We start from the raw sequence: 26058 nt of genomic DNA on the forward strand, positions 1-26058 counted from the left end.
CATGCGAAACAAGCCGAAGCCCAGTCTCCTGAGCGGCCTGTCGCACGTCGCGCTCGCCGTGTGGGCGCTGCTGATCATCCTTCCGCTCCTGTGGACGTTCCTGGCCGCGTTCAAGGACAACACCGAGATCTTCGGGGACGCGCTCCAGTTCCCCGGCGCGATCCGCTGGGACAACTGGGCACGAGCCTGGGAGAAGGCCCACGTCGGGCAGTACATGATCAACACGGTGATCGTCGTGTTCTTCAGCACGCTCGGCACGATGCTGTTCGGCTCGATGGCCGCGTACGTGCTGGCCCGCTACAAGTTCTTCGGCAGCAAGCTCATCTACCTGCTGTTCGTCTCGGGCATGGCGTTCCCGGTGTTCCTGGCGATCACCCCGCTGTTCTTCGTGGTGAAGCAGGTCGGGCTGCTCAACTCCTACCTCGGCCTGGTCGTCGTCTACATCGCCTACTCGCTGCCCTTCACCGTCTTCTTCCTCGCCGCCTTCTTCCGTACGCTGCCTGAGGCGGTGGCCGAAGCGGCGAAGATCGACGGCGCCTCGCACACCCGCACGTTCTTCCAGGTCATGCTGCCCATGGCCAAGCCCGGCCTGATCAGCATCACGATCTTCAACGTGCTCGGGCAGTGGAACCAGTACCTGCTGCCGCTCGCGCTCGTACCCGCCGACCGTTCGAAATGGGTCATCACGCAGGGCATCGCCGACATCTCCACCATCGCCGGTTACGAGGCGGACTGGCCCGCGTTGTTCGCCGCCATGAACCTGGCGATCATCCCGGTGCTGGTCGTCTACATCATCTTCCAGCGCCAGATCCAGTCCGGGCTCGGGGCGGGGGCCTTGAAGTAACGTTGCCCCCATGAGTGAGTGGACCCGCGAAGGCGAGGAACTCCGGCGCACGATCACCGCGCCGGACTTCCCCACGGCCATCCGCATCGTCGACGAGATCGCGGTCAAGGCCGAGGGGATGAACCACCATCCGGACATCGACATCCGGTGGCGTACCCTCCACCTGGTCCTGACCACCCACGACGCGGGCGGCCTCACCGACCTCGACCACCGGCTCGCGGCCATCATCGACGACATCGCGGCCAAACACGGAGCGTAGGCGCACGGTCACTCGCTAGAGTTAACGGGCTCACAGCCGTCAGCTCCGGGGAGAGACCATGCGCCGGCCCGCCATCCTTCTGTCGCTGCTCGTGCCGTTGCTGGCCGCGGGCTGCACCCAGTCCGCCACGCCCAGCGCGGCCCCGTCCCCGGCTCCTGCCGCCGCCGTCACGCTCAAGGGGTCCGGTCAGTTCACCGACCGCGACACGGCGGCGATCGCCTACGACCGCAAGCTCGCCCCGGCCGGGTCCCAGGCCAGCCTGACGGCCGAGTCCAGGGACGGGCGGACCACGTCTTCGCTGGTCGTCGAGGGGTTGCTGCCCGATCGGAAGTATGGGGCACATCTGCACACCAACCCGTGCGGGGCCAAGCCTGATGACTCCGGACCGCACTTCCAGCATCACGGGAAGAGTGCCAGTGCGGCCAACGAGGTGTGGCTGGATCTGACCACGGATGCTGAAGGAGCAGGGCGGGCCACCGCGCACAACGACTGGGCGTTGGAGCCTGGGCGGTTGCCGCGGGCACTGGTGATCCACGCCCAGCCGACCACCAGCACGGGGCCTTCGGCGGGGACCGCCGGCTCCCGAGTAGCCTGCCTAACCCTGAACTAACCCACCCCACCCACCTCCCCCCACCCCTCCTCGTTGACCACCTCTCCTCGTTGACCACCTCTCCTCGTTGACCACCCCTGCTTCCCCACTACCGCACGTTTTTCCTCACCACCTCAAGCCCGCTGCGCTTCCCGACGCCCCGATCATCTCGCTCCCGGCGTCACCCCACTCCCCGATCACGTCACACGCCGCGCCAACCGCGTCGTCGCGCCCAGTGCCGCTTCCCATCCGCGCGCCTTGCGTGCCGCCTCGGGCCCACCTGCACCCGTTTGGCCACCATGCCATCGCGTCCCAGGACTTCGATGCGCGGTCCGGCGACCCTCTGATGGCTGGCAGGTGCGCCGCGTGCCGTTCTCCTCGCGCTTGGCCGACACCCCCTTGCCCGCGCACACTCCCTTGCCCGCGCACACTCCCTTGCCCACGCGCACCCCCTTGCCCACGCGCACCCCCTTGCCCACGCGCACCCCCTTGCCCACGCGCACTCCCCTGCCCACGCGCGCCCATTTGCGCCGAGCGTGGCGCTGGGGCGGTTTGGTTGGGGTTGGGCGGGATTGTCGGCCATGGCCCTAGGATGCTTACACAATTACGTCGAAAGGCTCGAAGAAATGTCTGAACGCCGGTGGCAGCCGCCCCGCTTACGGCTGTTCGAGGGTGACCACAGGCGCGCCACCTGGCTGGAACTCCTGTACGACCTCGTGTTCGTCGTAGCCGTCGCCGAACTCGCCGACGTACTGGCCCACGGAAACGGCCTGGCCTTCGTCGGCCTGTTCGTCCCGCTCTGGTGGGCCTGGGCGGGCTACGTCTTCTACGCCAACCGCTTCGACACCGACGACGTCAGCCACCGCCTGCTCATGCTGCCGCAGATCCTCGCGATCGCCCTCATGGCCGCGAGTGTCGGCGACATCGGCAACCGGTCGGCGTTGTTCGCCGTGTCCTACGTCGTCGTACGCCTGCTGCTGATCGTCGCCTACGTCAGAGCACGTCAGCACGTCCCCGAGGCCCGCGCGCTGACCACCCGCTACATCCAGGGCTTCGCGATCGCGGCGGCGATCTGGCTGCTGTCGCTGGCGTTCGAGCCGCCCATCCGGTACGTCCTGTGGGGCGTCGCGGTGGCCATCGACCTGGCCACGCCGTTCCTCGCGCGAAGGCACCAAGGCTCACTGCCGCCGCAGACGGAACACCTCCCCGAGCGGTTCGGCCTGTTCGTCGTGATCGTCCTGGGTGAGGTCGTCGCGGCCGTCGTCTTCGGGCTTAAGAGCCATGCGGTGACGCCGGGGAGCGTACTGATCGCGCTGACCGGGATCGCGGTGGCGATGGCCTTCTGGTGGCTGTACTTCGGCCATCTGGACGAGTCCGTCGTCCTGCGTACCAGGCTGGCCGGTCAGGTTTGGGTCTATTCACACCTTCCGCTCGCCCTGGGGCTGGCCGCCTTCGGCATCGGCGTGGAGCACGCGCTGGCCGAGCCGGGATCGTCCGGCTGGTCGGTGGGCATCCCCGCCGCCCTGGTCCTGGCGACTCTGGGCCTGCAACACCTGTGCTCCGGCGACCGCCGCTCCTCCACCATCCGCGCCGCCGCGGCCGGGCTGATCCTCGCGCTCTCGTGGCTCCCGGTCACCGCCGTACTCCTGCTCGTCCTGCTGCTCGGCGCCGGTCAGGTCGCGTACCTGCTGGTCCGCCCCGTCACCGGAGAAGCCCAATGATCGAAGACCTCTTCGCCCGCCAACTGTCCGCCATCGCCGAGGGGGACCTGGAGGCGCTCCTGGCCCAGTATCACAAGGACGCCATGATCGTCCGCCTGGACCGCGTGGTGACCGGGTCCGCCGAAATCCGCGCCTTCTTCACTGCCTACCTGGACCTCAAGCCCCAGGTGCAGGAGATCAAAGCCCTCCAGACGGTGAACGACACCATCTTCTACAACGCCGTCATGACCCTCAACGACGCCCAGGTCAACACCTTCGGCACCCTGATCATCCGAGACACCCGAATCTGGCGCCAAACCGCCGCCGCCCTCCACCTATAACCCACCCTCCAGTACGCCCACCGCACCCCCACCCGTCCCCCAACCCAGGACACCATCTACCAACCCGGGACCCCATCCACCCCACCCAATCCGCCCGCCCACACCCCCAGCCCGCGCTGTCTTCGCTTCTCCTCACACCGCCCACCCCCGCCCGGCCACACCCACGACCTCCACTATCACTCCGCCCGCCCACACCCCCAGCCCGCGCTGTCTTTGCTTCTCCTCACACCGCCCCAGCCGCGCCCGGCCACACGCACGACCACCACCATCACTCCCCCCGGCCACACGCCACGCATGGCGCGACACCCACCGCCCGCCCGCCACGTAAGGACGGCTCGACGGCACCAGAGCGGTAGCCCGTAGCCGCCCACCGGCAACAGGCACCACCGCTCTGGGGGTACAGGTCGTTGTCGTGAGGCGGCGCGGGCTTGGGCGGCGGGCGCCACAGTGAGCCGGCGGCGGGTGGCGTCAGCCCAGGTGGGAGCGGGTTTCGGCGAAGGCGGCGTCGGTGCCCTCCAGGGCGCGGGCGACGTCGGACTCGGTGTGGGCGGCGGACAGGAACCAGTTGTGCCACGGGTGGATGTACACGCCGTGCCGCAGGCAGGCCGAACTCCAGTGCATGGCCACCGACAGGTCGGCGTCGCCCTCGAAGCTGAGCCACGGGATCGTCACCGGTCCCGTCTGCCTGACGGTGAAGCCGTGGGACTTGGCCTGTGCGTAGAGTCCTTCGCGGAGTTGGGCTCCGGCCTTTTCCATGGCGGCGATGCCGTCCGTGTCGCGCAGGGTCTCGATCGTGGCCTTGGCCGCCGCCATGGCGACGGCGGAGAACCAGAAGGATCCCGTGGAGTACAGCGTCTGCGCGGGGCCGCGGAGTGCGTCCGTGCCGGTGACCGCGGCGATCGGGTAGCCGTTGGCCATCGCCTTGGACCAGGCGGTCAGGTCGGGCCGCACGCCGTACGGCTCCCAGGACCCGCGCAGATCGATCCGGAACCCCGCGCGGACGTCGTCGATCACCAGCGCGGCCCCGAGCCGATCGGCCAGCGCCCGCGCACCCCGCGCGAACTCCGGCTCCACCAGTTCCTGATCCTCGAACGAGTCGTGCTTGAACGGCGTCACGATGATCGCCGCCACGTCCCCCTCAACGGTGGCCGCGGCCTCCTCCAGGCTGGACAGCGAGTTGTACGCGAACTCCACGAGGTCGGCCCGCTCGTTGGGGGTGGTCCCGGCCAGTGACGGCGTACACCAGGGGTCGGCCCCGTGGTAGGCGCCATGCGCCATCAGAACCTTGTTCCGCCCCGTGGCAGCCCTGGCCACCATCAACGCCTGCGTGGTCGCGTCGGTGCCGTTCTTGGAGAACATCGCCCAGTCGGCGCTGGGAACGGTGTCGACCAGCAGCTCCGCCAACTCGACCATGACCGCGCCCGGCCCGTTGAGACAGTCCCCCTTGGCCAACTGAGCAGCCGCCGCCTCCTCAACCTTGGGATGCCGATGCCCCAGCACCACCGGTCCCCAACTGCACATGAAGTCGATGTACTCCCGCCCATCCACATCCCACTGCCTGCACCCGTCACCGCGCTCGAAGAACTGCGGGTAGCCCGGGGCGAAGATGGCGGCGTTGAGATGCCCGTACATGCCGCCTGGCACAACCTTGTCAGCGCGCTGACGAAGTTCGCTATCTGTCATCCCAATTCCTTCCTTCAAGATCCCGTCATCAACATCCACTTGCCAGACCGCATCGCCTGTCCGACATCAGCCACGTGTCGGGCAACATCCGCACGTCCTGCGAGCCGCGTGCCCGGCAATGTCCGCACGTCCGGCGTCGGGTCGTGTGGGAAAGTCCACGTGTCCGGGTGTCGGCCGGCCCCGGGCACAGCCACGAGTTCCTGTCGCCCGCCTTCTCTTCGCGCCCTGGTGTCCCGTCGGATCCCACCCGGCGCTTTCCAGCCGTGGGCGGTGGCAGGAAGGTGGTCCTGGGCCTGGGTGTAGGCGCGGGTGGGTCTGAGGGGGCTAGCTGAAGGGTTGAGGTTGGTCGGCGGGACGGAGTTGGCCAGCGGACTGAGGGGTGGGGTTGGTTGGAGGGGTGGGGTTGGTTGGAGGGGTGGGGTTGGTTGGAGGGGTGGGGTTGGTTGGAGGGGTGGGGTTGGTTAGGAGGGCGAGGGTGGAGGGGAGGTCGGTGATGCCTGCGTCGGAGCCGAGGCCGGTTGCCACGCGGGCAGCGGCGGCTGTGCCCCAGCGGGCGGCGGTGAGCACGTCCTGGCCGTGCAGGAGGCCGGTGATGAAGCCGGCGCAGTACGCGTCGCCGCAGCCGGTCGTGTCGCTGACCTCGGTTTTCAGGGCCGGTACCACCTCGCCTGCCAACGGCTGCACGGTCTCGCCGCCTGGTGTCCGGACAGCGAGACCGTCCGCCGTCGCGGCTTCGGTTCGCGGTTCCCCTAGCTGCCCGTTCGCCGTTGCGGCTTCGGCTAGGGGCTGCACGGGCTGACCGTCCGCCGTCGCGGCTTCGGCTCGCGTCTCCGTGGGGTGACCGTCCGTCGCTGCGGCTTCGGCTGGTGGCTTCGCGGAGTGACCGCCTGTCGCGGCGGCTTCGCGGGTCTGCGTGAGGTGGCCGTCTGTCGTTGCGGCTTCGGTGCGGGGCTTCGTGGGCTGGTCGTCCGGATTCATCGTTGCGGCCGGTTCTGGCGGGGGCGTTTGGGTGCTCTGGTTGGGAGCTTCGCTTGGGCTCTGGCCGGTGGTGAAGATCAGGCTGCCCTGGTCGCCCATGGTGATCAGGACGCCCTTGGGGCCTTCGGACAGCAGGGCTTCGGCGGCCTTCTGGAGGGTGGGGGCGCCGGTCATGAGGAGGGCTTGGGACTCGTTGGGGAGGACGTAGTCGACGTGGGGGAGGAACGACTTCGCCATGGACAAGAGGTCGGGCATTTCCGACAGGAGGTCCATGGTGATGATGGTTCCGTTGGCTCGGAGGGTGTCCAGAAGAGCGAAGAAGGCTGGGTCGGCCAGGCCGAAGGTTACGTCTACTCCGCCCAGGTGTATGGCCTTCGCCGTACGCAGAATGTCGGGGTCCACGTCGGCCGGGGTGACGGTGAGGTTGGCGCCGGGGACGTGGAAGCTGGGGCGACCGCCGTCCGGGCGGATGGGGAGGATGGAGGCGGCGGTCTGTTCGCCTGGGCGGCGGCGGACGTGCGAGACGTCTACTCCGTGGCGGGTCATGACCATGAGGAGGAAATCGCCCAGTTCGTCGTCGCCTATGGCGCCCAGAGAGGTCACCTGGTTGCCCAGTTTGGCCAGGTCCACGGCGGTGCCGGCGGCGGCGCCCGCTGCCGTCAGGCGGATCTGGTCTACCAGCACGGTGTCCTGGCCCGGGGGGATGTGGTCCACGGGGCGGGTGAGGATGTCGACGATGTGCACGCCGACTGTGACGACCGTCATACCGCGTTAGTAGACAGACGTCCGACTAAAAAGTCAATACAATGCCCGCATGCCGAAGATCGTGGACCATGACGAGCGCCGCCGTGACGTGCTGAGCGCCGCCAGCAAGGTGATCGTGCGGGACGGCATCGACGCGGCCACCACCCGCGCCATCGCCAAGGAGGCCGGGCTGTCGAACGGCGTGCTGTCCCACTATTTCGCTGACAAGGATGAGATTCTGCTGTCGGCCCTGCGGGAGTCGCACCGGCGGATCCGGGAGCGGTTGACGGGCAAGGTCGGCGAATTGCGGGGGCTGGCGGCGTTGCGGGTGGTTCTGCTGGACAATCTGCCGCTTGACCAGGAACGCACCGAGGAGACCCGGCTGGAGGTCAGCTTCTGGAGCCGGAGCCTGGCGTCCGGGGAACTGGCCGAGGTGCAGCGGGCGGAGGCGGGTGAGCTGCGCGCCGCCGTACACGGGCTGCTGGTGGAGGCGCGGGCGGCGGGAGAGGTACGCGCGGACGCCGACCTCGACGATGCCACCGAGCACTTGCTTGCCCTGGTGGACGGGTTGAGCCTGCACCTGCTGCTCTATCCGGGGCGGTTGGGGCGCGCCGATCTTGAGCGGCTCATGGGGGCGGCGCTCGGCGGGCTGGGCGCCTGAGGCGCGGTACATTGTCCGGCATGCTGCTGGCCGAGCTCAGACAACAGATGTGCGAGTACGGCCGGCGCGCCGTCGACCAGGGGCTCGTCATCGGCTCCTCGGGAAATCTGAGTGCCAGGGACGGCGACCTGGTCGCGGTGACCCCGTCCGGGGTCCAGCTCGACCGGCTTACCGCCGAGGCTTGCCCCGTGGTGGACATGGACGGATATCTGGTGGAAGGCGAGCTTCAGCCGTCGTCCGAGACACCCATGCACCTCGCCGTCTACGCCACCACCTCGGCGCGGGCGATCGTGCACACGCACTCGGTGTTCGGGACGGTGGTGGCGACCACGATGACCGAACTGCCTCCCGTGCACTACAACGCGCTCATGCTGGGCGGGGTGGTGCGGGTGGCTGAATACGCCACCTACGGGACTCCGGAGTTGGCGGCGAACGTCAGGGTTGCCATGGAGGGCAAGCAGGCGGCGTTGCTTGCCAACCATGGCGGGGTGACGATCGGGGCCACGCTTGAGCAGGCGTTCGAGGCCACTCGGCTGCTGGAGTGGTTGTGTGAGGTGTACGTGCGCGGGTTGTCGGTGGGCAAGCCGAACGTGCTGACCGAGGACCAGTTGGCGGCGGTGATCGACCGCTCGCTCAACCCGCCCGCCTTCCCCCGCCGCACCCCCGCCACCGGGGCTTGAGGGAAGCACCGGCAAGCCCGGAGCCTGGTTCGCCGGACCATACAACAAGCCCAAGGCCGTGGGGGTCCGCTAGAACGGGAATCCTGAGCGATGGTCGAATGCGAGGCCAACGGGCGGGGTTTGAGCGCGTTCCCGCGAGGGTTGGGACTAGAAGGCTGGGGCTCGTGGGCGGGGTTGGATCCCCGGGCATCGGAGGGCTCGGGGATCGGAGGGCTCGGGGATCGCGGAAACCTCAGGTGAGGGCTTTTTCGGCCAGGCCCAAGGGGAGGCCGCCGGAACCGGCCAGGCGGTCGTGGAACGACTTGAGGGTGCCGGTGTAGGACTCCCGGATCCGGTCGATCTCGATCGCCCCCGTCAGGTAGGAAGGCGCCTGCGTGGGCCACGCGCAGTACCGGTTGACCTCCCCCTGCGCCGTCCCCGGCGAGAGCGAGGCCTTGGTGGCCATGAACGTCTCGGCCTGCTCGATCGTCATGTCCCCGCAGTGCAGCGCCGTGTCCACGACGATGCGGGCCGCGCGGAAGATCCGGCAGTCCAGGTGGGCCAGCTCGGTGGCGGGCGTGTCGAAGTAGCCCTGCTCCAGCAGCATCTTCTCGACGTAGAGGGCCCACCCCTCGGTGAAGTACGGCGTGCGGAACACCTTCCTGACCGTCCGGCGGCTCTCGGCGATGTGCGACAGGTGCCAGTGGTGCCCGGGATACGCCTCGTGGACGGCGATGGACGGCATCTGGGCGCGGGAGTTGGTGCGCAGGCGCTGCCGTACCTGCTCGTCGGTGAAGTCGTCGGGGGTGTAGGGCACGTAGAAGATGCCGGTGCGGGAGCTGCTGAGGGGCGGCGGGGCGAGGTAGTGGGCGACGGCGAGGATGGGGCGCGTGTACTCGGCGGAGGGCAGCACCCTGCACTCCTCGCCGTCGGGGAAGGTGACGAGGTCGCGCTCGCGGACGAAGGCGCGGGCGCGCTCGGTCTCGGCCTCGTACTCGGCGCGCATGGCCTCCAGGGTGGGCGGGTGGTCGTCCATCAGGGACTCCATGGCGGCGCGCCAGTCGTCCGTGCCGTTCACGCGCCGGGCGACCTCGCGCATGCGGGTGTCGAGCGCGGCCCACTCCTGTTCGCCCTTGGTGTGGAGTTCGGCGGCGCCGTACCCGAGGAGCTCGCGCTCGCGCAGCAGGACGGTGTAGAGCTGCTCGCCCATGCGCCAGGTGCCGCCGCACTCGAAGCCGTCGAGGAAGGTCACGAGCTCGTCGAACGCGGCGGCGGCGGGTTCGGCGGCGGCGGCGAGCTTGGCGCGCAGGTCGGGGTCGTCGACCAGCGACGGCAGCGTGGCGGTGAGGAAGCGGCGGCCGGTGCGGGCCTGGCCGAGTCCGCGCCGGATGAGCAGCGGCGCGGCGATCGTGGGGTCGAGGTTGGCGCGGCAGGCGGCCAGGACGCCGGGGACCTCGGCCAGCCGGGACACGGCGGCGGCGACCAGCTCGTGCTCGGGCTTGAGCTTCTGCTGGAACGGCGTGTTCATGGAGGTGAACACGAGCGAGACGTAGAAGGCGGGGTCGCGCCGCCATGCCGGCCACTGCGCCATGGCGACGGAGCCGCGCAGCTGGGACAGGACGAGGTCGCGGTCGATCGCGTCGTCGAGGGTGGGGGTCTCCAGCTCGGACAGGCGGGTGATCCAGCGGCGCTCTTCGTCCTCGACGGCGATCAGCGCGGCGGCGGAGAAGTCGCCGAGCGTGTGGTCGTGGCCGTCGGCGCCGAGATAGCTGGCGAGGATGGGGTGGTTGTCGAAGTACCAGGAGAGAAACTCGTCCACGGATCGCACCATATCCTGATGAAATGCCCCTACAGATCACCGGCGCGCTGGGTGACCCCGACCTGATCCGGCTGCCGTGGGAGACCCCCCTCGCCGAGTGGCCGCAGCACCATCTGGTCGACCTGCCCCGCGGCATCTCCCGGCACGTGGTCCGCTTCGCCCGCCTGTCCGGCAAGGTCTACGCGATCAAGGAGATCAGCGAGCGGTACGCCAAGCGCGAGTACCAGCTCCTCTGGGACCTGGCCAGGCTGGATGCCCCCTCGGTGGAGCCGGTCGCCTACGTCACGGGCCGCGACGAGGGACTGGACGCCGCGCTGATCACCCGGCACCTGCAGTTCTCGCTGCCCTACCGGGCGGTGATGTCGGGGACGTTGCGCCCCGACACGCTGACCAGGCTGCTCGACGCGCTGGCCGTCCTGCTGGTGCGCCTGCACCTCAACGGCTTCTACTGGGGCGACTGCTCGCTGTCCAACACGCTCTTCCGCCGGGACGCGGGCGCGTTCGCCGCGTACCTGGTGGACGCCGAGACCGGCGAGATGCACCCGATGATCAGCGAGGGGCAGCGGCTGGCCGACATCGAGGCCGCGCACGTGAACATCTTCGGCGAGATGCTCGACCTGGAGGCCGGCGGCCTGCTGCACCCGTCGGTCGATCCGATGGAGACGGCCGAGGACATCGTCACCCGCTACCACCGGCTGTGGAGCGAGATCACCCAGGACGAGATCATCGAGGAGGTCGACTGGCACAAGGTCGAGCAGCGCATCCGGCGGCTCAACCTGCTCGGGTTCGACGTGGCCGAGATGATGGTGCGCCGCAAGGTCGGCACCGGGCGGCTGATCGTGCGGCCCAAGGTCGTCGACGCCGGACACCACCAGCGCCGCCTGCTCCGCCTGACCGGCCTGGACGTGGAGGAGAACCAGGCCCGCAGGCTCCTCAACGACCTGGACGGCTTCCGCGTCGCCAAGGGCCTGCGGCACGAGGACGAGGCGATCGTGGCGCACCGGTGGCTGGCCGAGGCGTTCCAGCCGACGATCGACGCGATCCCGGCCGAGCTGCGGCGCAAGCTCGACACCGCGCAGGTCTTCCACGAGGTGCTCGACCACCGGTGGTACCTGTCGGAGGCGGCCGGCGGCGACGTGGGGCTGGGCGCGGCGGTGAAGTCGTACATCGACGAGGTGCTGGTCCACAAACCGGATGAGAAGGCGCTTTTGCCGGACGAGGAGTGAGTGCGCCGCGCGGCCGCCGTGGGGGAACGGCCGCGCGACGCGGGTCACTCCGCCGTGTGTTTCGTGATCTCTTCCACGATCCGCGACCAGAGTGGCTTGGGCAGATCGTGCCCCATTCCGGGGAACGTGACCAGTCTTGCGGCGGGAATTGCCGAAGCGGTCGCCCGTCCCGCGGCGACCGGAATGAGCACGTCGTCCTCTCCGTGCAGGACAAGCGTGGGTACGGCCAGCCGACCCAGCCTTTCGGTCCGGTCTCCGGAGACCAGGATCGCGGCCAATTGCCGAGCCGTCCCGGCGGGGTCGTTCGCCCGGTCGTAGGCGAGCCCGGCCAGCCGCGCGACCCGCTCGGTGTCCAGCTCGTATCCGGGCGAGCCGATGATCGCCCACGTCCGCTGGGCCAGCTCGATCGCCGCCGCGCGGTCGGCGGGCGGCGGCGACATCAGCGTCGCGCTCGCCTCGGGCGTGGGCGGCGCGACCTGCGGACCCGGCGTGGACATGATCGAGGTCAGCGTCCGCACCCGCGCCGGGTGGTCGAGCGCGAGCTGCTGGGCGATCATCCCGCCCATCGACGCGCCGACGACGTGCGCCGCGGGCCAGCCGAGCGCGTCGAGCAGCCCGGCCGCGTCCCGCGCCATGTCCGCCAGCAGGTACGGCGAAGCGGGCGACCCGAATTCCGGAACGCCCGCCTCGTGCAGGTGTGTGGACTCACCGGCGTCGCGGTTGTCGAACCTGACGACGTGGTGGCCCTGCTCGGCGAGGAGCTCGCAGAACTCCTCGTCCCAGTGGATGAGCTGGGCGCCGAGCCCCATGATGAGCAGCAGCGGCCGTGCGTCCGGCGAGCCGAAGCTGTCGTAGACGATCTCGATGCCGTTGACGGCCGCGCGTTCGCTCATGAGGAACAGAATCACATTCTGTTCCTCATGAGTAAAGAGGTCAGCGCTCGAACGCCTTGCGGATGCGGCCGCGGGCCAGGAACAGGCCGCCGCCCAGGAAGGCCAGGCCGCTGACGAGGGCGAGGCCGCCCACGCCGTTGGACTCGGTCTCGCGGTTGGTGACCGCCGCGGCCAGCTCGGCCTGCGGCGCCTTCTCCTCGCGAGCCTTCTCCGGCGCCTTCTCCGCGACCTGCGCGGGCGCGGCGGGCTTGTCCTCTTCCTTCTTCTCGATCTTCTTCTCCGCGGTCACGACCGGGGGCTTGGCCGGGTTGGCGTCCTTGCGGGACCAGGCGCCGGTGGAGAAGGCGACGGGGTGGTTCTTCTTGCCCACGCCCGGGCCCCACTTGGTGATGACGTAGTCGATCTTGATGTGGCCCTGGCCGCCGACGCCGTCGACGGTCAGCGAGCTGGAGTTGAACTTGCCGCCGGTCAGCGAGGCGAAGGTCTTGGCGTCGAGGTCGAGCATGATGCCGCGGTTCGACGGTACGCCCGGGCCGCGGTCACCGACGAAGAACGGCTCCTTCTTGCCCTTGTAGATGACGTAGCCCTCGGTGAGCAGGGGCCAGCTCGGGCTGGCGGCCAGGCCCTTCTGCATGGGCTTGCCGGAGGCGGGAAGGCCGGTGTCGCCGTTGCGACCGGAGGCGTCGTCCCAGTAGTACGAAGCGGTGGTGGAGCCCTTGAGCAGGGGCTTCTTTTCGGAGAAGTCGTCCGCGTGTGCGGTTGCGCCGGTGCCGAGGGTGACCGCGCCGATGACGGCGGCGGAGGCGAGCATGGTGAAAGAACGCATGCCAAAGCGGGAAGACATGAAGAAGAGAAGTCCTTTGTGCGGGGACAGGGGAAAACGCGCTCGTCAAAGCGGCGTAGCCGGGCACAAAGCCGAACGGACGCTACGCGCTGGCGCGAAGTGGAGCTTGGGGAAGGGGGCCGCTCAGTAGGCGGCGGGTGAAACTACGCGGAATGGGGGCTCATCGCGGTGGTGCATGAAAAGATCAGTCCTCTCCATCTCGCCTACCGGGTTAGCTGACGGGTTCGGGCGTGGAGATGCCCTACCGACGCGGACGTCGGATTCACCCCAAAGGAACATTGGTTCCCCGGTTCCCGCGGGTACGGGATTCGGCGCCAGCCGGAGGCCTCTTCCTGCTGAAGGGCCAGGTCGCCGGGCTGGTATAGCTATGGACTGTAAGTGCCAAACACGTCAAAAGCAAAACAATCGCCATGAAACGGGCGAAGATCTACCTAAGAAGGTCAAGAAAAAGGGGGGTACGGCAATGCCGTACCCCCTCGGAACGTCGGCTCAGCCGCCGCTCTTGCGCCGGAACGAACGCTTGCTGGCAGCAGGGCCGTGCGCGCCGTGGATCTTCGACTGATCCGTGCCCCTGCCACCCGCACCCGAGTCGGTGTGCTGGTTGCGCTTACGCTCCAGGGCCTCCCGGAACTTGCGCTTCATCTCGTCCTCGGGAGTTTCGCTGACTTCCGGCTCCGGTGATTCCGCCATGAGGACCTCCTGGTGTTGGGGACCACAACAGCTTCGCACGACGGCCGACCTGACGCGAAACCGGGCACCGCTCAGCCCAGGCGGGCCAGCTCCTCCTCGGTGAGTTCGAGGTCGGCCGCGGCCAGGGAGTCGAGGATCGTCGCCGGGCGGCTCGAACCCGGGATCGGGATCATCACCGGGCTCCTGGCCAGCTCCCAGGCCAGGCAGACACGCTGCGGGGAGACCCCGCGCTCGGCCGCGACCTGCCCGAAGGCGGCGTGGCGGCTGCCCAGGCGGCCCACGTGGTTCATGCCGCCGAGCGGCTCCCACGGCAGGAAGGCCACGCCCAGTTCCTCGCAGACGTCCACCTCGGGCTCGCTGCTGCGGAAGCTCGGCGAGTACTGGTTCTGCACGCTCACCAGCCGCCCGCCGAGGATCTCGTTGGCCTGCCTGATCTGGGCCGGGTTCGCGTTGGAGATCCCGGCCATCCTGATCTTCCCGGCCGCCAGCAGGTCCGCGAGCGCGCCGATCGACTCCTCGTACGGCACCGCGGGATCGGGCCGGTGATGCTGGTAGAGCCCGATCGCCTCGACGCCCAGCGCCTTGAGCGAGCGGTCGCAGGCCTGTTTGAGGTACTCGGGCCGGCCGTCCACGGCCCAGCGCCCGCGTGGCCGGGTGTGCCCGCCCTTGGTGGCCACGAGCACCGCGTCCGCGTCGCCGCCCCAGCTCGCCAGCGCCTTGGCGACGATGCGCTCGTTGTGGCCGACCTCGGCCTCGGTCGGCGTGTAGGCGTCGGCCGTGTCGATCAGCGTGATCCCGGCGTCCAGGGCCGCGTGGACGGTCCTGATCGACTGCTCCTCGTCGGGCATGTGGCCCTCCACCGACATCGGCATGGCGCCGAGCCCGATGGCACTGACACTCATCTGACCGATCAGTCGTGTCTGCATGCGTCCATGGTCATACATTCCGGCGCCTGAGTCGCCGTCGTGACCGTGAACAGGCCGATCTTCTCCCTCCTGCTGACGACGTCGGCGTAGCCGGCCTCGACGGCCCAGGCGTGCAGGCGCTCGGCGGGGCGGCACTTCATCACCCACAGCCGCCCGTCGCGGTTGGGCAGCACGTTGGCGATGAACTCCAGTTGCGGGTGGCGGGTCTGCGTGGTGAAGATCAGCACGCCGTCGGGCGCGAGCAGGTCGCGGAGCCTGGCCAGCGACTTCCTGATCGTCTCGTCGTCCAGGATCAGCTCGTACAGCCCGCTGACCACGATGATGTCGGCCGGCCGGTCCAGGGGCTCCGGGTCGAAGGCGTCGCCCCGCTCGTAGCGGACGTTCGAGAGGCCGCGCTCCCCCGCCAGTTCCCTGCCCAGCCGCAGGCCGGCCTCGGCCAGGTCGCGGCAGACGACCTCGACCTCGGGCTGCTCCCTGGCGACGTCCTGGAGGTAGCGGCCGGGTCCCGCGGCCACGTCGAGGATGAGCGCGCGGCCCGCCCGCGCCGAGACCTCGTCCCTGATGACCTCCTTGAGCAGGTCGCGGCGGGCGCGGATGGCCCGCCAGCCGATCGAGTTCAGGTAGATCCGGTCGAGGGGCCAGCCGTGGGCCTTGTTGACGTAGACGTAGTCGAGCATGGTGCCGCTGTCGAAGCCGTGGCGGTAGCCGATGCGGATGCCGCGGCTGGTACGGCCGGCGGTGCGCATCAGGAGCCGCATGAGTGCCCACTTCATGAAATTTCACCCTTCGGGAGTTGTTGGGAGCGCAGGAGGTGGTGCGCCGTCTCCAGGTCGGGGACGGGCGGCAGGAAACGGACGGTCACGGGGGCGCGGCTCAGGCGGCCGTGCACCGGCAGGACCCGGCCCGTCCCCTCCAGCAGGACCGGGACGATCGGGACACCGGCCGCCTCGGCCAGCCGCGCCGCCCCGCGGTGGAAGTCGCCGACGCGGCCGTCGCGCGAGCGGGTGCCCTCCGGGTAGACGACCAGGACACGGCCTTGTCTCAGCAGGTGTACGGCTGCCGCCAGGTCACGGGAACCGCCGCCGCCGCGCCGTACCGGGAAGCCGGAGACCAGCGTCCGGCAGACCAGCGCCCGCGCGCGGCCGGCGAACCAGTAGTCGGCCGCCGCCGCCACGGACGGGCGCAGCCGCGCGGGCAGCGCGGCCAGCAGGGCGGCGGTGTCGGCGTGGGAGCAGTGGTTGGCGACCACGACGCACGGGCCGCCGGGCGGCGGACCCTCCACGGCCAGGCCGCCGCTGCAGGCGAAGGCGGCCCGCCACAGCCGCCGCCGCATCACGGCCCCGAGGCTCACGGCAGCACCACCACTACGGCGAGGGCCACGAGCAGGGAGTCCACGCGGTCGAGCAGGCCGCCGAAGCCGGGCAGCCAGGTTCCGGCGTCCTTGACCTTCGCGCCGCGCTTGAGCATCGACTCCAGCAGGTCGCCGAGCGGCGCTCCGGCGGCCACGGCCAGGGCGGTGACCGGGGTGAACTCGCCCAGCAGGAGCAGGACCGTCAGACCGCCCGCCGCGCCGCCGGCCACGCCGCCCCAGGTCTTGGCGGGCGACAGCGGCGACAGCGCCGGGCCGCCCAGGAGCCTGCCGCCGCACCACGCGCAGACGTCGGCGAGTGCGACGGCCAGCACGAGGGCGAAGGCGGTGGCCGGGGCGAGCGTGGCCAGGGCGCTCAGCGGGGCGATCCAGAGCAGCCCGAAGACGGAGTACGCGGCCCGCCTGCCGCCGTCCTCGGCGTCACCTTGGAGCACCGGGGTGAGGGCGAGCGCCAGGAGCACCGGGGCGGCGGTCAGCGGTGTGGGCAGGAAGGGCAGCACGGCGGCGGCGCCGGCGAGGATCAGCGTCTCGGGTGCCCGCAGCCGCACCAGCCGGGCGTACTCGGCGGCGCACACGAGTCCGAGCGCCCCGGCCAGCGCCGCCGCGCCCATCGGGCCGACGAGCAGGGCCAGCGTCACCACCGGCGCGGCCACGGCCCAGGTCAGCCAGCGCTGGATCAGCTCGCGGCGATGCGAGACCCAGACGGCCACGCCGCTGGCACCGAGCGCACCGGCCAGGAAGGGTGCGGTTTCGAGGATCACGCCGACTCCTTTCCGAGGCTCGGTCGTTGCGGGGTGGGTTCGGGAGTCATGCCAGTTCCCTTCCGAGGCGCGCCAGCCGTACCAGGGCGGTGATCGCGGAACCGGCGGCGAGCAGGGCGAGCCACCAAGCCCAGCCCGTGAGGGCGAAGGCCACCAGCAGCACGCAGCGCTCGGTCTTGCCCACGGGGCCGCCCTGCGCGCGCCGCGCCCCCGCGGCGGCACCGGCCAGGGCGACCCACGACGGGAGGGTTGCGGCGAGCGCCGCGGTCGCGACCAGCGCGGGCGGGGCCAGGACGAGGCAGCCCGCCAGCACGGCGAGCTCAGCCAGGCGGTCGCCCAGCTCGTTGACGACGGCGCCGAACCGGGTCGTGCGCCCGCTCTCGCGGGCGACCCCGCCGTCGAGGTTGGCGCAGGCGAGGCGGGCGGCGAGGAGCAGCGCGACGGCGAGCGCGGCGAGCGGGCCGGGAGGGACGATCGCCAGTACGGCTCCCGCCGCCCCCGCGAAGGCGACCCCGGCGGCGGTGATGGCCGAGGGGGACACCTCGCGGGCGACCAGGAGGGCGCGTACGCCACCCAGCCGGGCGGCGTACCAGGGCTTGAGTGCGTAGAGGCCGTTCATGTGTCCAGGGTCTGACCTGCGGACGTCCCGACACATGGGGCTTTGAGCGCATATGAGGTGAGTAGCCCTACTCAACCCGGCAAAGGATCGAACGTTCTTGAGGTTGTGGTGAAACTTCGCCGGATATGAGGCTCAACATGACCCGCCGACCGATTGGTGCGATATGAACCCCATGCGCATTCTGGGCCAGGATCTGGCGCTGGACCTCGGAGCCGCCAGCACCCAGATCTATGCCAGGAAGCGCGGCATCGTCATCAACGAACCCTCGCTCGTCGTCCGCTGCTCCACCACCGGCAAGGTGATCGGCTACGGCGCCGACGCCCCGCCCAAGCCAGGCCCCGAGCCGGTCGCGATCCGGCCCGTCGTCGGCGGCGTCCCCGCCGACGTGGACCTCACCACGCGCATGATCAGGCACTTCCTCAGGAAGGTGCACGGCCATCCGTTCTCCAGGCCGCGCATGGTCATCGCGCTGCCCGCCGACAGCACGGGGTTCGCCGGGAACGCCCTGCGCGACCTGGCCTTCCAGGCCGAGGCCAGGCGCGTCTACCTCGTCCACCACGGCCTGGCCGCCGCGCTGGGCGCCGGGCTGCCGGTCAGGGAGGCGGCCGGGAACATGATCATCGACATCGGCTGCGACACCACCAGGATCGCCGTCGTCTCGTGCGCCAGCGTCGTGCACGCGGCGACCGTCCAGTCCGGCGGCGCCGCCGTCAACCGGGCCATCGTCGCCCAGGTCAAGCGCGACCACGGCCTCGACATCACCGAGCAGTCCGCGGAGGTGGCCAAGCGCGGCATCGGCTCGGCCTGGCGGCCGGTGAACAGGACGGCGAGCGTACGCGGGTTCGACCGCGACGGCAGGGCCGCGATCGTGGCGATCTCCGCCGGGCAGGTGTACGAGGCCACCCGGCAGACCGTCACCATGATCGTACGGGCCGCCCGTGAGGTCATCGAGCGCTGCTCCCCCGACCTGGCCGCCGACGTGGCCGACCGGGGCGCGGTGCTGACCGGCGGCGGCGCGCTCATGCGCGGCCTCGCCCGGCGGCTGCGGCTCGAGCTCGAGGTGCCGGTCCAGCGCGCCGAGCGCCCGGTCGAGACGGTCGCGCTCGGCCTCGGCCGCTGCGTGGACGACATCGGCCGCATCAGCAGGGACACGCTGATGCAGCCATAGGCTCGGAGCATGGACGACACGCTGCACCTCGGCCTGCTCGGCCCGGTCCGCGCCCGGCGCGGGACGGCCGAGCTCGACCTGGGCTCGCCCAAGCAGCGGCTGCTGCTGGCGGCCCTGGTCCTGGCCGACGGCCGCGCGCTCGGCCGTGACCAGCTCATCGACGTGCTGTGGGCGGAGGACCCGCCGGAAACCGCCCGCAACGTCCTGCGCACCTACGCCTCCCGGCTGCGCGCCGTGCTCGGCCGCGAGGCGCTGGTGTCGGCCGGATCGGGGTACCGGCTCGCACCGGTTCAGACGGATCTGGCGGAGTTCGACCGGCTGGTGGAGGCCGGCCGCCCGGCCGAGGCGCTGGCGTTGTGGCGCGGCGAGGCGCTGGCCGGCCTGCCCGGCCCCTACGCCTCGGCCCAGCGGGACGCGCTGGAGCAGCGACGGCTGGCGGTGCTGGAACGTCGGCTGGCCGCCGACCTGGAGGCCGGGCTGGAGGTGACCGGCGAGCTGAGTGCGCTGGTGGCGGCGCATCCGCTGCGGGAGAGCGTGCGCGGCCTGCTGATGCGCGCCCTGTACCGAGGCGGGCGGCAGTCGGAGGCGGTCGGCGTGTTCACCGAGGCCCGCCGGTTGCTGGACGAGGAGCTTGGCGTCGCGCCGTCGGCCGAACTCGCCGACGTCTACCAGCAGGTCATCACGGGCTCCCTCCCGCCATCCGGTACGGCGGGCCCGGCCCCTGCCCAGCTACCGGGCGACATTCCCGACTTCACCGGCCGGGAGGAGGCCGTCCGGGCGGTCGAGGACCTGCTCCGGACCGGCATGGTGGCCGTCTCCGGGCTCGGCGGCGTCGGCAAGACCGCCCTCGCCGTCCACGTCGCCCACCGGGTCAAGGAGCGCTACCCCGGCGGCCAGCTCCACGTGGACCTGCGCGGCGCGGGCGCCGATCCGGCCGACCCCGCCCTGGTGCTCGAACGCTTCCTCGACGCCCTGGGCGCCACCCGCGTACCGCCTGACCAGGAAGGGCGCGCCGCGCTCCTGCGCACGCTCACCGCGGACCGGCGGGTGCTGTTCCTGCTGGACAACGCGGCCTCGGCGGCCCAGGTCCGGCCGCTGCTGCCGTCCGGGGCGGGCAACGGGGTGATGGTCACCAGCCGTGCCCGGCTGTCCGACCTCATCGGCGCCCGGCACGTGGACCTGGACGTGCTGACGGAACGCGAGGCGGCGGCCCTGTTCACCGCGGTCGCCCGGGTTCCCGACAGCCCGGCGGTGGCGCGGGTGACGGCGGCGTGCGGGTTCCTGCCGCTGGCCGTGCGGGTGGCCGGGGCCAGGCTGGCGGCGCGGCCCCGGTGGAGCGTCGAGGACCTGCTGGCCCGGCTGTCCGCGCGGCGGCTCGGCGAGCTGCGGGTGGGGGATCTGGGGGTGGAGGCGTCGTTCGCGCTGAGCTACGACCAGCTCGATGCCGAGCTGGCCAGGGGGTTTCGGCGGCTGGCCGTACCCGACAGCGCGGAACTGACGGTGGAGCTGGCGGCGGCGGTGCTCGGGCGCGACGCGCGCGAAGCCGAGCGGACCTGCGAGGAACTCGTGGACCTCAGCCTGCTGGAGTCGGCCGCGGCGGGCCGCTACCGCTACCACGACCTGCTGCGGGACTTCGCGCTCGCCCGCACGTCCGAGGCGGAGCGGCGCGCGGCCCTCGCCACCGTGCAGGCGGGCTGGCTGGCGGCCGTCACCGGCGCGGCGGAGCGCGCCATGACCGATCCCGCCGCCCGCGACCTGCTGCTGGAGGAGGCGTCGTGCCTGGCCGCCATGGACCGGCGCCACCGCGGCGCGCCCGACCCCGAGCCGTCCGTCGGCAGCACGCTCGTGGTGGCGCGGGCGCTGGCCCTGGTGGGAGCGCTCGACCCGCCGCCCGCCGACCCCTTCTCCCCCGCCGACCCCAGGATCGTCTACGCGCGCGGCCTGCTCGCCCTCGGCCTGTCGGAAGCGGGCGCGCACGAGGTCGTCCACGGCAAGGCGGCGCTGGAGTCGGCGCTGGCCGCGCTGGGGCGTTGAAGACCGGTTCCATCGTTCTTCAACACCCTTCTCCGACGATGGTCGGCATGACCGTAATCGAACACTTCACCTACCAGCGCGTCCCCGTCGACGGCGACGTCTCGCTCAACGTGGCCGTCGGCGGCTCGGGCCCGCCGATCGTGCTCCTGCACGGCTTCCCGCAGACCCACCTCATCTGGCGGCACGTCGCCCGCGACCTCGCCGCCGACCATCAGGTGATCGTCCCCGACCTGCGCGGGTACGGCGCCAGCGACAAGCCCGCCGACCTCGACGGCCAGACCTACTCCAAGCGGCGGATGGCCCAGGACGTCGTCAACCTCGCCCGCGCCCTCGGGCACGAGCGGTTCGCGCTGGCGGGGCACGACCGGGGCGGGCTGGTCGCGTTCCGGGCGGGACTGGACCATCCGCACGCGATCACCCACCTCGCGCCCGTCGACATGCTGCCCACGCTCGACATGTGGGAGGTCATGAACGGGGTGTCGGCCGCGATCGGCTTCCACCTGTACCTGATGGCGCAGCCGCCCGGCCTGCCGGAACGGATGATCGCCGCCGCGCCGGACGCCTTCTTCGGCCACTTCCTCGACGCCTGGACGGGCCGGCCGGAGGCGATCCCCGCCGACGTGCGGGCCGAGTACCTGCGGGCCTCGCGGGAGGCGGTGACCTCGATCGTGGCCGACTACCGGGCCAGCGCCGGGATCGACCGCGAACACGATCGGGCCGACCGGGTGTCCGGGAGGCGGCTGGGGATGCCGGTGACCGTACTGCAGCGGGACTGGGGGGACGCGCTGCCGTACGACGCCGTCGCGCTCTGGGGCGCCTGGGCGCCCGACCTGGAGCACCGCACGATCACCGGCGGACACTTCGTCGCCGAGGAGGACCCCGCCCTCGTGGTCAGGGCCCTCCGCGAGCTGTCAGCCCGCCCGTGACACCCACGCGGCGGCCTGGGCGGCGGCCAGCGCCGTCAGGCCCCCGCCGTCGACGTTGTAGTCGAGGACGTGCAGGCCCAGGGCCGAGTGGGAGGAGCGGATGCCGTCCAGGCCGTCCACCTGCAGCCAGTCGAGCCGGCCCTTGCTGGTCTCGGTACGCGCGCAGCGGCCCGTGGCCAGGTCCGCGTACGCCGCGAACCCCGTGGGATGCGCGGTCGGCGTGAAGTTGAGCAGCAGGTTCAGCGAACCGGCCGGTGCGAGCAGGTTGCCCCTGAGGAGCTTCTTGGTGGGCATGTAGGGGCGCATGGGCGTGGTCGCGTCGGCTGGGCCACCGGCGAGGACGGCGGCCGGGTTCACGCACAGGACGCGGTGGGCCGGGTCCGGGGCGCGGCCGAAGGCGACCGTCTCCTCATGGCCGGGCTGCAGATCCGCCGAGTTGAACGCCACGACGCAGCCGACCGGGATGGGGGCCTGGCCGCTGGGACGTTCGCAGGCGGGCAGGTGCTGGTACGTCGAGACCGGGTCAGAACCGCCCCCTGCCGGAGCGTCGACCGGCGCTCTCACCTCGGCGCCGACGATGTAGGCCGCCACCAGGTTGCTCGTCTTCGCCGCGTTGCCGTCGAACTCCTCCTGCAGCAGGCGGGCCAGGTGGAAGGAGCCCTGCGAGTGGCCCAGCAGGATGACGCCGCGGCGTTTGCCGGTGGCTGGGTCGATGTTGTCGGTGTCCCAGTAGTGCTGGAACGCCTGCTTCAGGTCGCCGTACGCGGTTTCGAAGTGCGGCGGGATGATGGCGCCCAGGAGGTAGCCGGTCAGGGCCACCTGGCGGTAGAGCGGGACGAAGACCCGGCAGGTGCTGGTCAGGCGGGCCATCTGGGTCAGGGTTACCGCGGCTTCGCTCTCCCTCGCCACCGGCGGGTTGCTGCCCAGCAGGAGGAGGGGGTTGGCGAGCAGGTTGACGGTTGGGTAGGCGTAGAAGCAGTCGACCTTCGGGGATTGGGGTGGGGTCGGGGGTTCGTGGGTTGTGGTGCCGTCCGGGCGGATGACCGTGGCGTCCAGGGGGACCTGGTGGCCGTCTGGGTATCGTCCCGTGATCACTGGGTCGGTGGGGTTGCCTTGGGCGTCTTGGCCGCAGGGGTTGCCGGGTTTGCCCGGACGACACAGCCAGACCGGTTGGGCCAGCGGCCCCGTCAGCAAATCCTTGGCCGCCTCCTCCGCGGCCAACCCCTCCGCTTCTTCCTCCGGCGTACCCTCCCCGGACATGCCCTCTCCCTGCCCAGAGCTCCCCAGCTTCCCGTCCCCGCCATCACCAGGCACCTCAGCCCTGACCCCCACAGGCGTACCCCTCGGTACCCCCTCCGCGGAGGTGCCGTGTTGGGCAGGTGCCGTGCGGATGGCTGCCAGGCCCGAGGCGGTCAGGGCGGGCAGTTGACCCGAGGCCGCGAGGTTGGGCGGCTGGCCCGAGGCCGTGTAGGTGAGCGGCTGGTCCGTGGCGGTGAGGGTGGTTGTGGGGTGGGCCGTGTGGGCGGTGGCTGGGGTGGTCAGGGTTAAGGACGCTGCCGTGATCAGGCAGGCGGCGGACAGTACGGCGGTGCGTCTGCGCATACGCTGCTCCCAAAAAACCTACCAACTGATTGGTAGCCTCACCGTAGGCCCAGGGCACTACCCCGTCAACGGGCTCATGGAATGCCTACCAATTGATAGGTAGTTTTTGTTAGCCTGCCGTACTGCGCGCCCTGACCGCGAAAGGAACCGCATGACAGACAACGCTCTCGACCGCCTCACCCTCGCCGAGCGAGCCGCGCTCACCTCCGGCGAGTCGCTCTGGCGTACCCAGGCGATCGAGCGGGCCGGGATCCGGTCGATCACGCTCAGCGACGGGCCGCACGGCGTACGCCGCCAGCCGGACGGCGGCGACCACCTCGGAGTCGGGCACAGCACGCCCGCCACCTGCTTCCCGCCAGCCGTGGCGCTCGGCTCCTCCTGGGACCCCGAGTTGGTACGCACGGTCGGCGAGGCCCTCGGCCGCGAGTCACGTGCCATGGACGTGCAGGTACTGCTCGGCCCCGGCGTCAACATCAAGCGCTCCCCGCTCTGCGGCCGCAACTTCGAGTACTTCTCGGAGGACCCGCGCCTGTCCGGCGTGCTCGGCGCCGCGCTCGTGCTCGGCATCCAGTCGCAGGGCGTGGGCGCCGCCGTCAAGCACTTCGCGGCCAACAACCAGGAGACCGACCGCATGCGCATCAGCGCGGAGGTCGACGAGCGCACTCTCCGCGAGATCTACCTCCCGGCCTTCCAGCATGTGGTCACGGTGGCCAAGCCGTGGATGGTGATGAGTGCGTACAACCGCGTCAACGGCGTCTACGCATCCGAACACCCATGGCTGCTGACCGAGGTACTACGCGACGAGTGGGGCTTCGGCGGCGTCGTCGTGTCCGACTGGGGCGCGGTCGACGACCGGGTCGCGGCGCTTTGGGCGGGTCTCGACCTGGAGATGCCGACCTCGGGCCGCGCCTCCGACGCCTCCGTGGTCAAGGCGGTCGAGGCGGGCGCGCTCGACCAGGAGTTGCTGGACGCCTCCGCCGCCCGCGTGCTGGCGCTGGTCGCGAGGGCCCAGCCCGGCGAGGGCACGTTCGACGCCGCCGCACACCACCGGCTCGCGCGCGAGGTGGCCGCACAGTGCGCGGTCCTGCTCAAGAACGACGGCGTCCTGCCGCTGGGTTTGGGAGATTCGGTGGCGGTGGTGGGCGAACTCGCGCGTACCCCCAGATATCAGGGCGCGGGCAGCTCCCACATCGTGCCCACGCGGCTCGACGACGTGCTCACCGAGATGCGCGCGCTCGCCGGGCGGGAGCTGGAGTACGCGCCGGGTTACCGGCTCGGCGACGCCGGCCGTTCCTCTGAGCTGGAGGAGGAGGCGCGGGCGGTGGCGGCGCGCGCCGCGACCACGGTCGTCTGCCTCGGGCTGCCGCCGGAGGACGAGGGGGAGGGATACGACCGTACGCATCTGGAGCTTCCGGACAATCAGCGCGCGTTGCTCAACGTCGTCGCCGGGACCGGGACGCGGGTGGTGGTCGTTCTGTCCAACGGTGGGGTGGTTCGGGTCTCGGATTGGGATGGGGCGGCGTCGGCCGTACTGGAGGGGTGGCTGCTCGGACAGGCCGGCGGCGGCGCGATCGCCGACCTCCTTTACGGCAAGGCCAACCCGTCCGGACGCCTGGCCGAAACCATCCCGCTCCGCCTGGAAGACACCGCCTCATACCTCAACTTTCCCGGCGAACTCGGCACCGTCCGCTACACCGAAGGCGTGTTCGTCGGCTACCGCTACCACGACGCCCTCGACGCGCCGGTCGCCTACCCCTTCGGTCACGGCCTGTCCTATACCGAATTCGGCTACTCCGACCTCGACGTCCACCTTCGCGGCTCCGGCGAGGAACTCGTCGTCCGCGTCAGCGTCCGCATCACCAACCTCGGCGACCGGGCCGGGCAGGAGGTCGCGCAGGTCTACGTCGCCGCGCCCAGCGACGAGGTGCGCCGTCCCGCCCGCGAACTGCGCGCCTTCCGGAAAGTCAGCCTCGCACCCGGTGCGAGCACGACCGTACGCTTCTACCTGGCATTCCACGACTTCGCCTACTTCCACCCGGTACGGCGGCGCTGGACCGTCGACCCGGGCGCCGCCACCATCCATGTCGGTGCTTCCTCCCGCGACCTTCGGGTGGCGGGGACCGTACACCTGGATGGCACGCACCAGCCACCGCCCGTCGCGATCACGCCTGATTCGCCGCTGGCCGACTGGTTGGCGGCGCCGGGTGGGCTGGACGTGTTGCAACGGGAGATGCGGCCGCCTGCTGAGACCGGGCTGGTACATTCGCGGTTTTTGACCGAGCCTGCGTTGAGGATGGCGGGCTCGGTGCCGGTGCGGCGGCTTGCGCGGTTTCCTGGGGCCTATTTGGACCCGGAGCGGCTGGAGAGGCTGGCCGACGAGGTAAACGAGCGGGCCGGCTGGTAGAGCGCCCCCTTTGGTCCGTGAAGCCGCCTGCCCGACAACCCACCTGCCACGCAGAGTCCGCAGCCTGGCTCCACCGCCTGCCTGGCTCCACCGCCCGCCTGACCACACCACCTGCCTGACCACACCACCTGTCAGGCATGCGGCGTGTCACGGACGTCGTGTGTCTGACAGGACTGCTTGCCTGGGAGCCTGCTTGCCTGGCCAGATCGCCAACGGCAGGTTCGGCGTAGCGGCCGGTGCGAGCGAGCGAGCGGGGCGGTGCGGGCGAGCGAGCGGGGCGGGGTGGGCGAGCGAGCGGGGCGGGGCGAGGTGGGCGCGC

General features: G+C 70.8%; 24 protein-coding genes and 1 riboswitch. Of the genes, 12 read left to right on the forward strand and 12 right to left on the reverse strand.

Going from position 1 to position 26058, the window contains the following annotated elements:
- Position 1 precedes the first annotated feature (1 nt).
- From ACIBEJ_RS45585 to ACIBEJ_RS45605, 5 genes are all read left to right on the forward strand, one after another.
- Positions 2-844, forward strand: a complete 843-nt coding sequence (locus ACIBEJ_RS45585) for a carbohydrate ABC transporter permease (RefSeq protein WP_397189237.1) — start codon at positions 2-4, stop codon at positions 842-844.
- A gap of 10 nt (positions 845-854) precedes the next feature.
- The gene (locus ACIBEJ_RS45590; RefSeq protein WP_397189238.1) at positions 855-1103 is read left to right on the forward strand and encodes a 4a-hydroxytetrahydrobiopterin dehydratase; all 249 of its coding nucleotides are present in this window, start codon (positions 855-857) and stop codon (positions 1101-1103) included.
- Between the two features lie 58 nt (positions 1104-1161).
- Positions 1162-1713 carry a superoxide dismutase family protein gene (locus ACIBEJ_RS45595; RefSeq protein WP_397189239.1) on the forward strand — a complete coding sequence of 184 codons (552 nt, stop codon included), beginning with the start codon at positions 1162-1164 and terminating at the stop codon, positions 1711-1713.
- 605 nt (positions 1714-2318) lie between these two features.
- Entirely contained in the window at positions 2319-3413 is a 1095-nt protein-coding gene (locus ACIBEJ_RS45600; RefSeq protein ID WP_397189240.1) for a low temperature requirement protein A, read from the forward strand.
- On the forward strand, positions 3410-3733 hold the full coding sequence (locus tag ACIBEJ_RS45605) for a nuclear transport factor 2 family protein (protein ID WP_397189241.1): 324 nt from the start codon (positions 3410-3412) through the stop codon (positions 3731-3733). The genes ACIBEJ_RS45600 and ACIBEJ_RS45605 overlap by 4 nt, the downstream gene beginning before the upstream one ends.
- A 468-nt stretch (positions 3734-4201) precedes the next feature.
- On the opposite strand, the gene ACIBEJ_RS45610 is transcribed toward ACIBEJ_RS45605, so the two are convergent.
- Both ACIBEJ_RS45610 and ACIBEJ_RS45615 read right to left on the reverse strand, forming a co-directional pair.
- Positions 4202-5365 carry an aminotransferase class III-fold pyridoxal phosphate-dependent enzyme gene (locus ACIBEJ_RS45610; protein WP_397189242.1) on the reverse strand — a complete coding sequence of 388 codons (1164 nt, stop codon included), beginning with the start codon at positions 5363-5365 and terminating at the stop codon, positions 4202-4204.
- A gap of 375 nt (positions 5366-5740) precedes the next feature.
- A complete protein-coding gene (locus ACIBEJ_RS45615) occupies positions 5741-7159 on the reverse strand; it encodes a PfkB family carbohydrate kinase (RefSeq protein WP_397189243.1) in 1419 nt (472 codons plus the stop codon).
- Positions 7160-7208: 49 nt separating this feature from the next.
- On the opposite strand from ACIBEJ_RS45615, the gene ACIBEJ_RS45620 reads away from it, so the two are divergent.
- Both ACIBEJ_RS45620 and ACIBEJ_RS45625 read left to right on the forward strand, forming a co-directional pair.
- The gene (locus ACIBEJ_RS45620; RefSeq protein ID WP_397189244.1) at positions 7209-7799 is read left to right on the forward strand and encodes a TetR/AcrR family transcriptional regulator; all 591 of its coding nucleotides are present in this window, start codon (positions 7209-7211) and stop codon (positions 7797-7799) included.
- Positions 7800-7819: 20 nt separating this feature from the next.
- Positions 7820-8479 (forward strand): class II aldolase/adducin family protein, encoded by a 660-nt coding sequence (locus tag ACIBEJ_RS45625; RefSeq protein WP_397189245.1) that lies wholly within the window; start codon positions 7820-7822, stop codon positions 8477-8479.
- Between the two features lie 232 nt (positions 8480-8711).
- Here the strand turns inward: ACIBEJ_RS45625 and ACIBEJ_RS45630 are convergent, their stop codons facing one another.
- Positions 8712-10277, reverse strand: a complete 1566-nt coding sequence (locus tag ACIBEJ_RS45630; protein WP_397189246.1) for a DUF885 domain-containing protein — start codon at positions 10275-10277, stop codon at positions 8712-8714.
- A gap of 23 nt (positions 10278-10300) precedes the next feature.
- Between ACIBEJ_RS45630 and ACIBEJ_RS45635 the strand changes: the two genes are divergently transcribed.
- Positions 10301-11503, forward strand: coding sequence for a DUF4032 domain-containing protein (locus ACIBEJ_RS45635; RefSeq protein WP_397189247.1), 1203 nt, complete (start codon positions 10301-10303; stop codon positions 11501-11503).
- Between the two features lie 44 nt (positions 11504-11547).
- Here ACIBEJ_RS45635 and ACIBEJ_RS45640 read toward each other — a convergent pair whose 3' ends face one another.
- From ACIBEJ_RS45640 to ACIBEJ_RS45675, 8 genes are all read right to left on the reverse strand, one after another.
- Complete coding sequence (locus tag ACIBEJ_RS45640; RefSeq protein WP_397189248.1) at positions 11548-12396, reverse strand: alpha/beta fold hydrolase; 849 nt, start codon at positions 12394-12396, stop codon at positions 11548-11550.
- A 40-nt stretch (positions 12397-12436) separates the two neighbouring features.
- Positions 12437-13240: a hypothetical protein gene (locus ACIBEJ_RS45645; protein ID WP_397189249.1), complete on the reverse strand. Its 804-nt coding sequence runs from the start codon at positions 13238-13240 to the stop codon at positions 12437-12439.
- Positions 13241-13425: 185 nt separating this feature from the next.
- A riboswitch (cyclic di-AMP (ydaO/yuaA leader) is annotated at positions 13426-13564 on the reverse strand.
- A 165-nt stretch (positions 13565-13729) separates the two neighbouring features.
- Positions 13730-13930: a DUF5302 domain-containing protein gene (locus tag ACIBEJ_RS45650; RefSeq protein ID WP_397189250.1), complete on the reverse strand. Its 201-nt coding sequence runs from the start codon at positions 13928-13930 to the stop codon at positions 13730-13732.
- A 71-nt stretch (positions 13931-14001) separates the two neighbouring features.
- On the reverse strand, positions 14002-14856 hold the full coding sequence (locus tag ACIBEJ_RS45655) for an aldo/keto reductase (RefSeq protein ID WP_397189251.1): 855 nt from the start codon (positions 14854-14856) through the stop codon (positions 14002-14004).
- Positions 14841-15629 carry a class I SAM-dependent methyltransferase family protein gene (locus ACIBEJ_RS45660; protein ID WP_397189252.1) on the reverse strand — a complete coding sequence of 263 codons (789 nt, stop codon included), beginning with the start codon at positions 15627-15629 and terminating at the stop codon, positions 14841-14843. Before ACIBEJ_RS45660 ends, ACIBEJ_RS45655 begins: the two co-directional genes overlap by 16 nt.
- Positions 15626-16207, reverse strand: a complete 582-nt coding sequence (locus tag ACIBEJ_RS45665; RefSeq protein WP_397189253.1) for a lysophospholipid acyltransferase family protein — start codon at positions 16205-16207, stop codon at positions 15626-15628. Before ACIBEJ_RS45665 ends, ACIBEJ_RS45660 begins: the two co-directional genes overlap by 4 nt.
- Positions 16204-16986 (reverse strand): phosphatidate cytidylyltransferase, encoded by a 783-nt coding sequence (locus ACIBEJ_RS45670; RefSeq protein ID WP_397189254.1) that lies wholly within the window; start codon positions 16984-16986, stop codon positions 16204-16206. Before ACIBEJ_RS45670 ends, ACIBEJ_RS45665 begins: the two co-directional genes overlap by 4 nt.
- 46 nt (positions 16987-17032) lie before the next feature.
- Positions 17033-17605, reverse strand: coding sequence for a CDP-alcohol phosphatidyltransferase family protein (locus ACIBEJ_RS45675; RefSeq protein WP_397189255.1), 573 nt, complete (start codon positions 17603-17605; stop codon positions 17033-17035).
- A gap of 172 nt (positions 17606-17777) precedes the next feature.
- Between ACIBEJ_RS45675 and ACIBEJ_RS45680 the strand changes: the two genes are divergently transcribed.
- The 3 genes from ACIBEJ_RS45680 to ACIBEJ_RS45690 are packed head-to-tail and all read left to right on the forward strand — an operon-like array spanning position 17778 to position 21733.
- Positions 17778-18773: a rod shape-determining protein gene (locus tag ACIBEJ_RS45680; protein ID WP_397189256.1), complete on the forward strand. Its 996-nt coding sequence runs from the start codon at positions 17778-17780 to the stop codon at positions 18771-18773.
- A gap of 9 nt (positions 18774-18782) precedes the next feature.
- Positions 18783-20807, forward strand: coding sequence for a BTAD domain-containing putative transcriptional regulator (locus ACIBEJ_RS45685; RefSeq protein ID WP_397189257.1), 2025 nt, complete (start codon positions 18783-18785; stop codon positions 20805-20807).
- Between the two features lie 47 nt (positions 20808-20854).
- Positions 20855-21733: an alpha/beta fold hydrolase gene (locus tag ACIBEJ_RS45690; protein WP_397189258.1), complete on the forward strand. Its 879-nt coding sequence runs from the start codon at positions 20855-20857 to the stop codon at positions 21731-21733.
- On the opposite strand, the gene ACIBEJ_RS45695 is transcribed toward ACIBEJ_RS45690, so the two are convergent.
- The gene (locus tag ACIBEJ_RS45695; RefSeq protein WP_397189259.1) at positions 21719-22993 is read right to left on the reverse strand and encodes a DUF3089 domain-containing protein; all 1275 of its coding nucleotides are present in this window, start codon (positions 22991-22993) and stop codon (positions 21719-21721) included. The genes ACIBEJ_RS45690 and ACIBEJ_RS45695 overlap by 15 nt on opposite strands.
- A gap of 493 nt (positions 22994-23486) precedes the next feature.
- On the opposite strand from ACIBEJ_RS45695, the gene ACIBEJ_RS45700 reads away from it, so the two are divergent.
- On the forward strand, positions 23487-25739 hold the full coding sequence (locus ACIBEJ_RS45700) for a glycoside hydrolase family 3 C-terminal domain-containing protein (protein WP_397189260.1): 2253 nt from the start codon (positions 23487-23489) through the stop codon (positions 25737-25739).
- The last annotated feature ends 319 nt before the right edge of the window (positions 25740-26058 follow it).

The organism is Nonomuraea sp. NPDC050790, from assembly GCF_044456745.1.
Lineage (GTDB): Bacteria > Actinomycetota > Actinomycetes > Streptosporangiales > Streptosporangiaceae > Nonomuraea.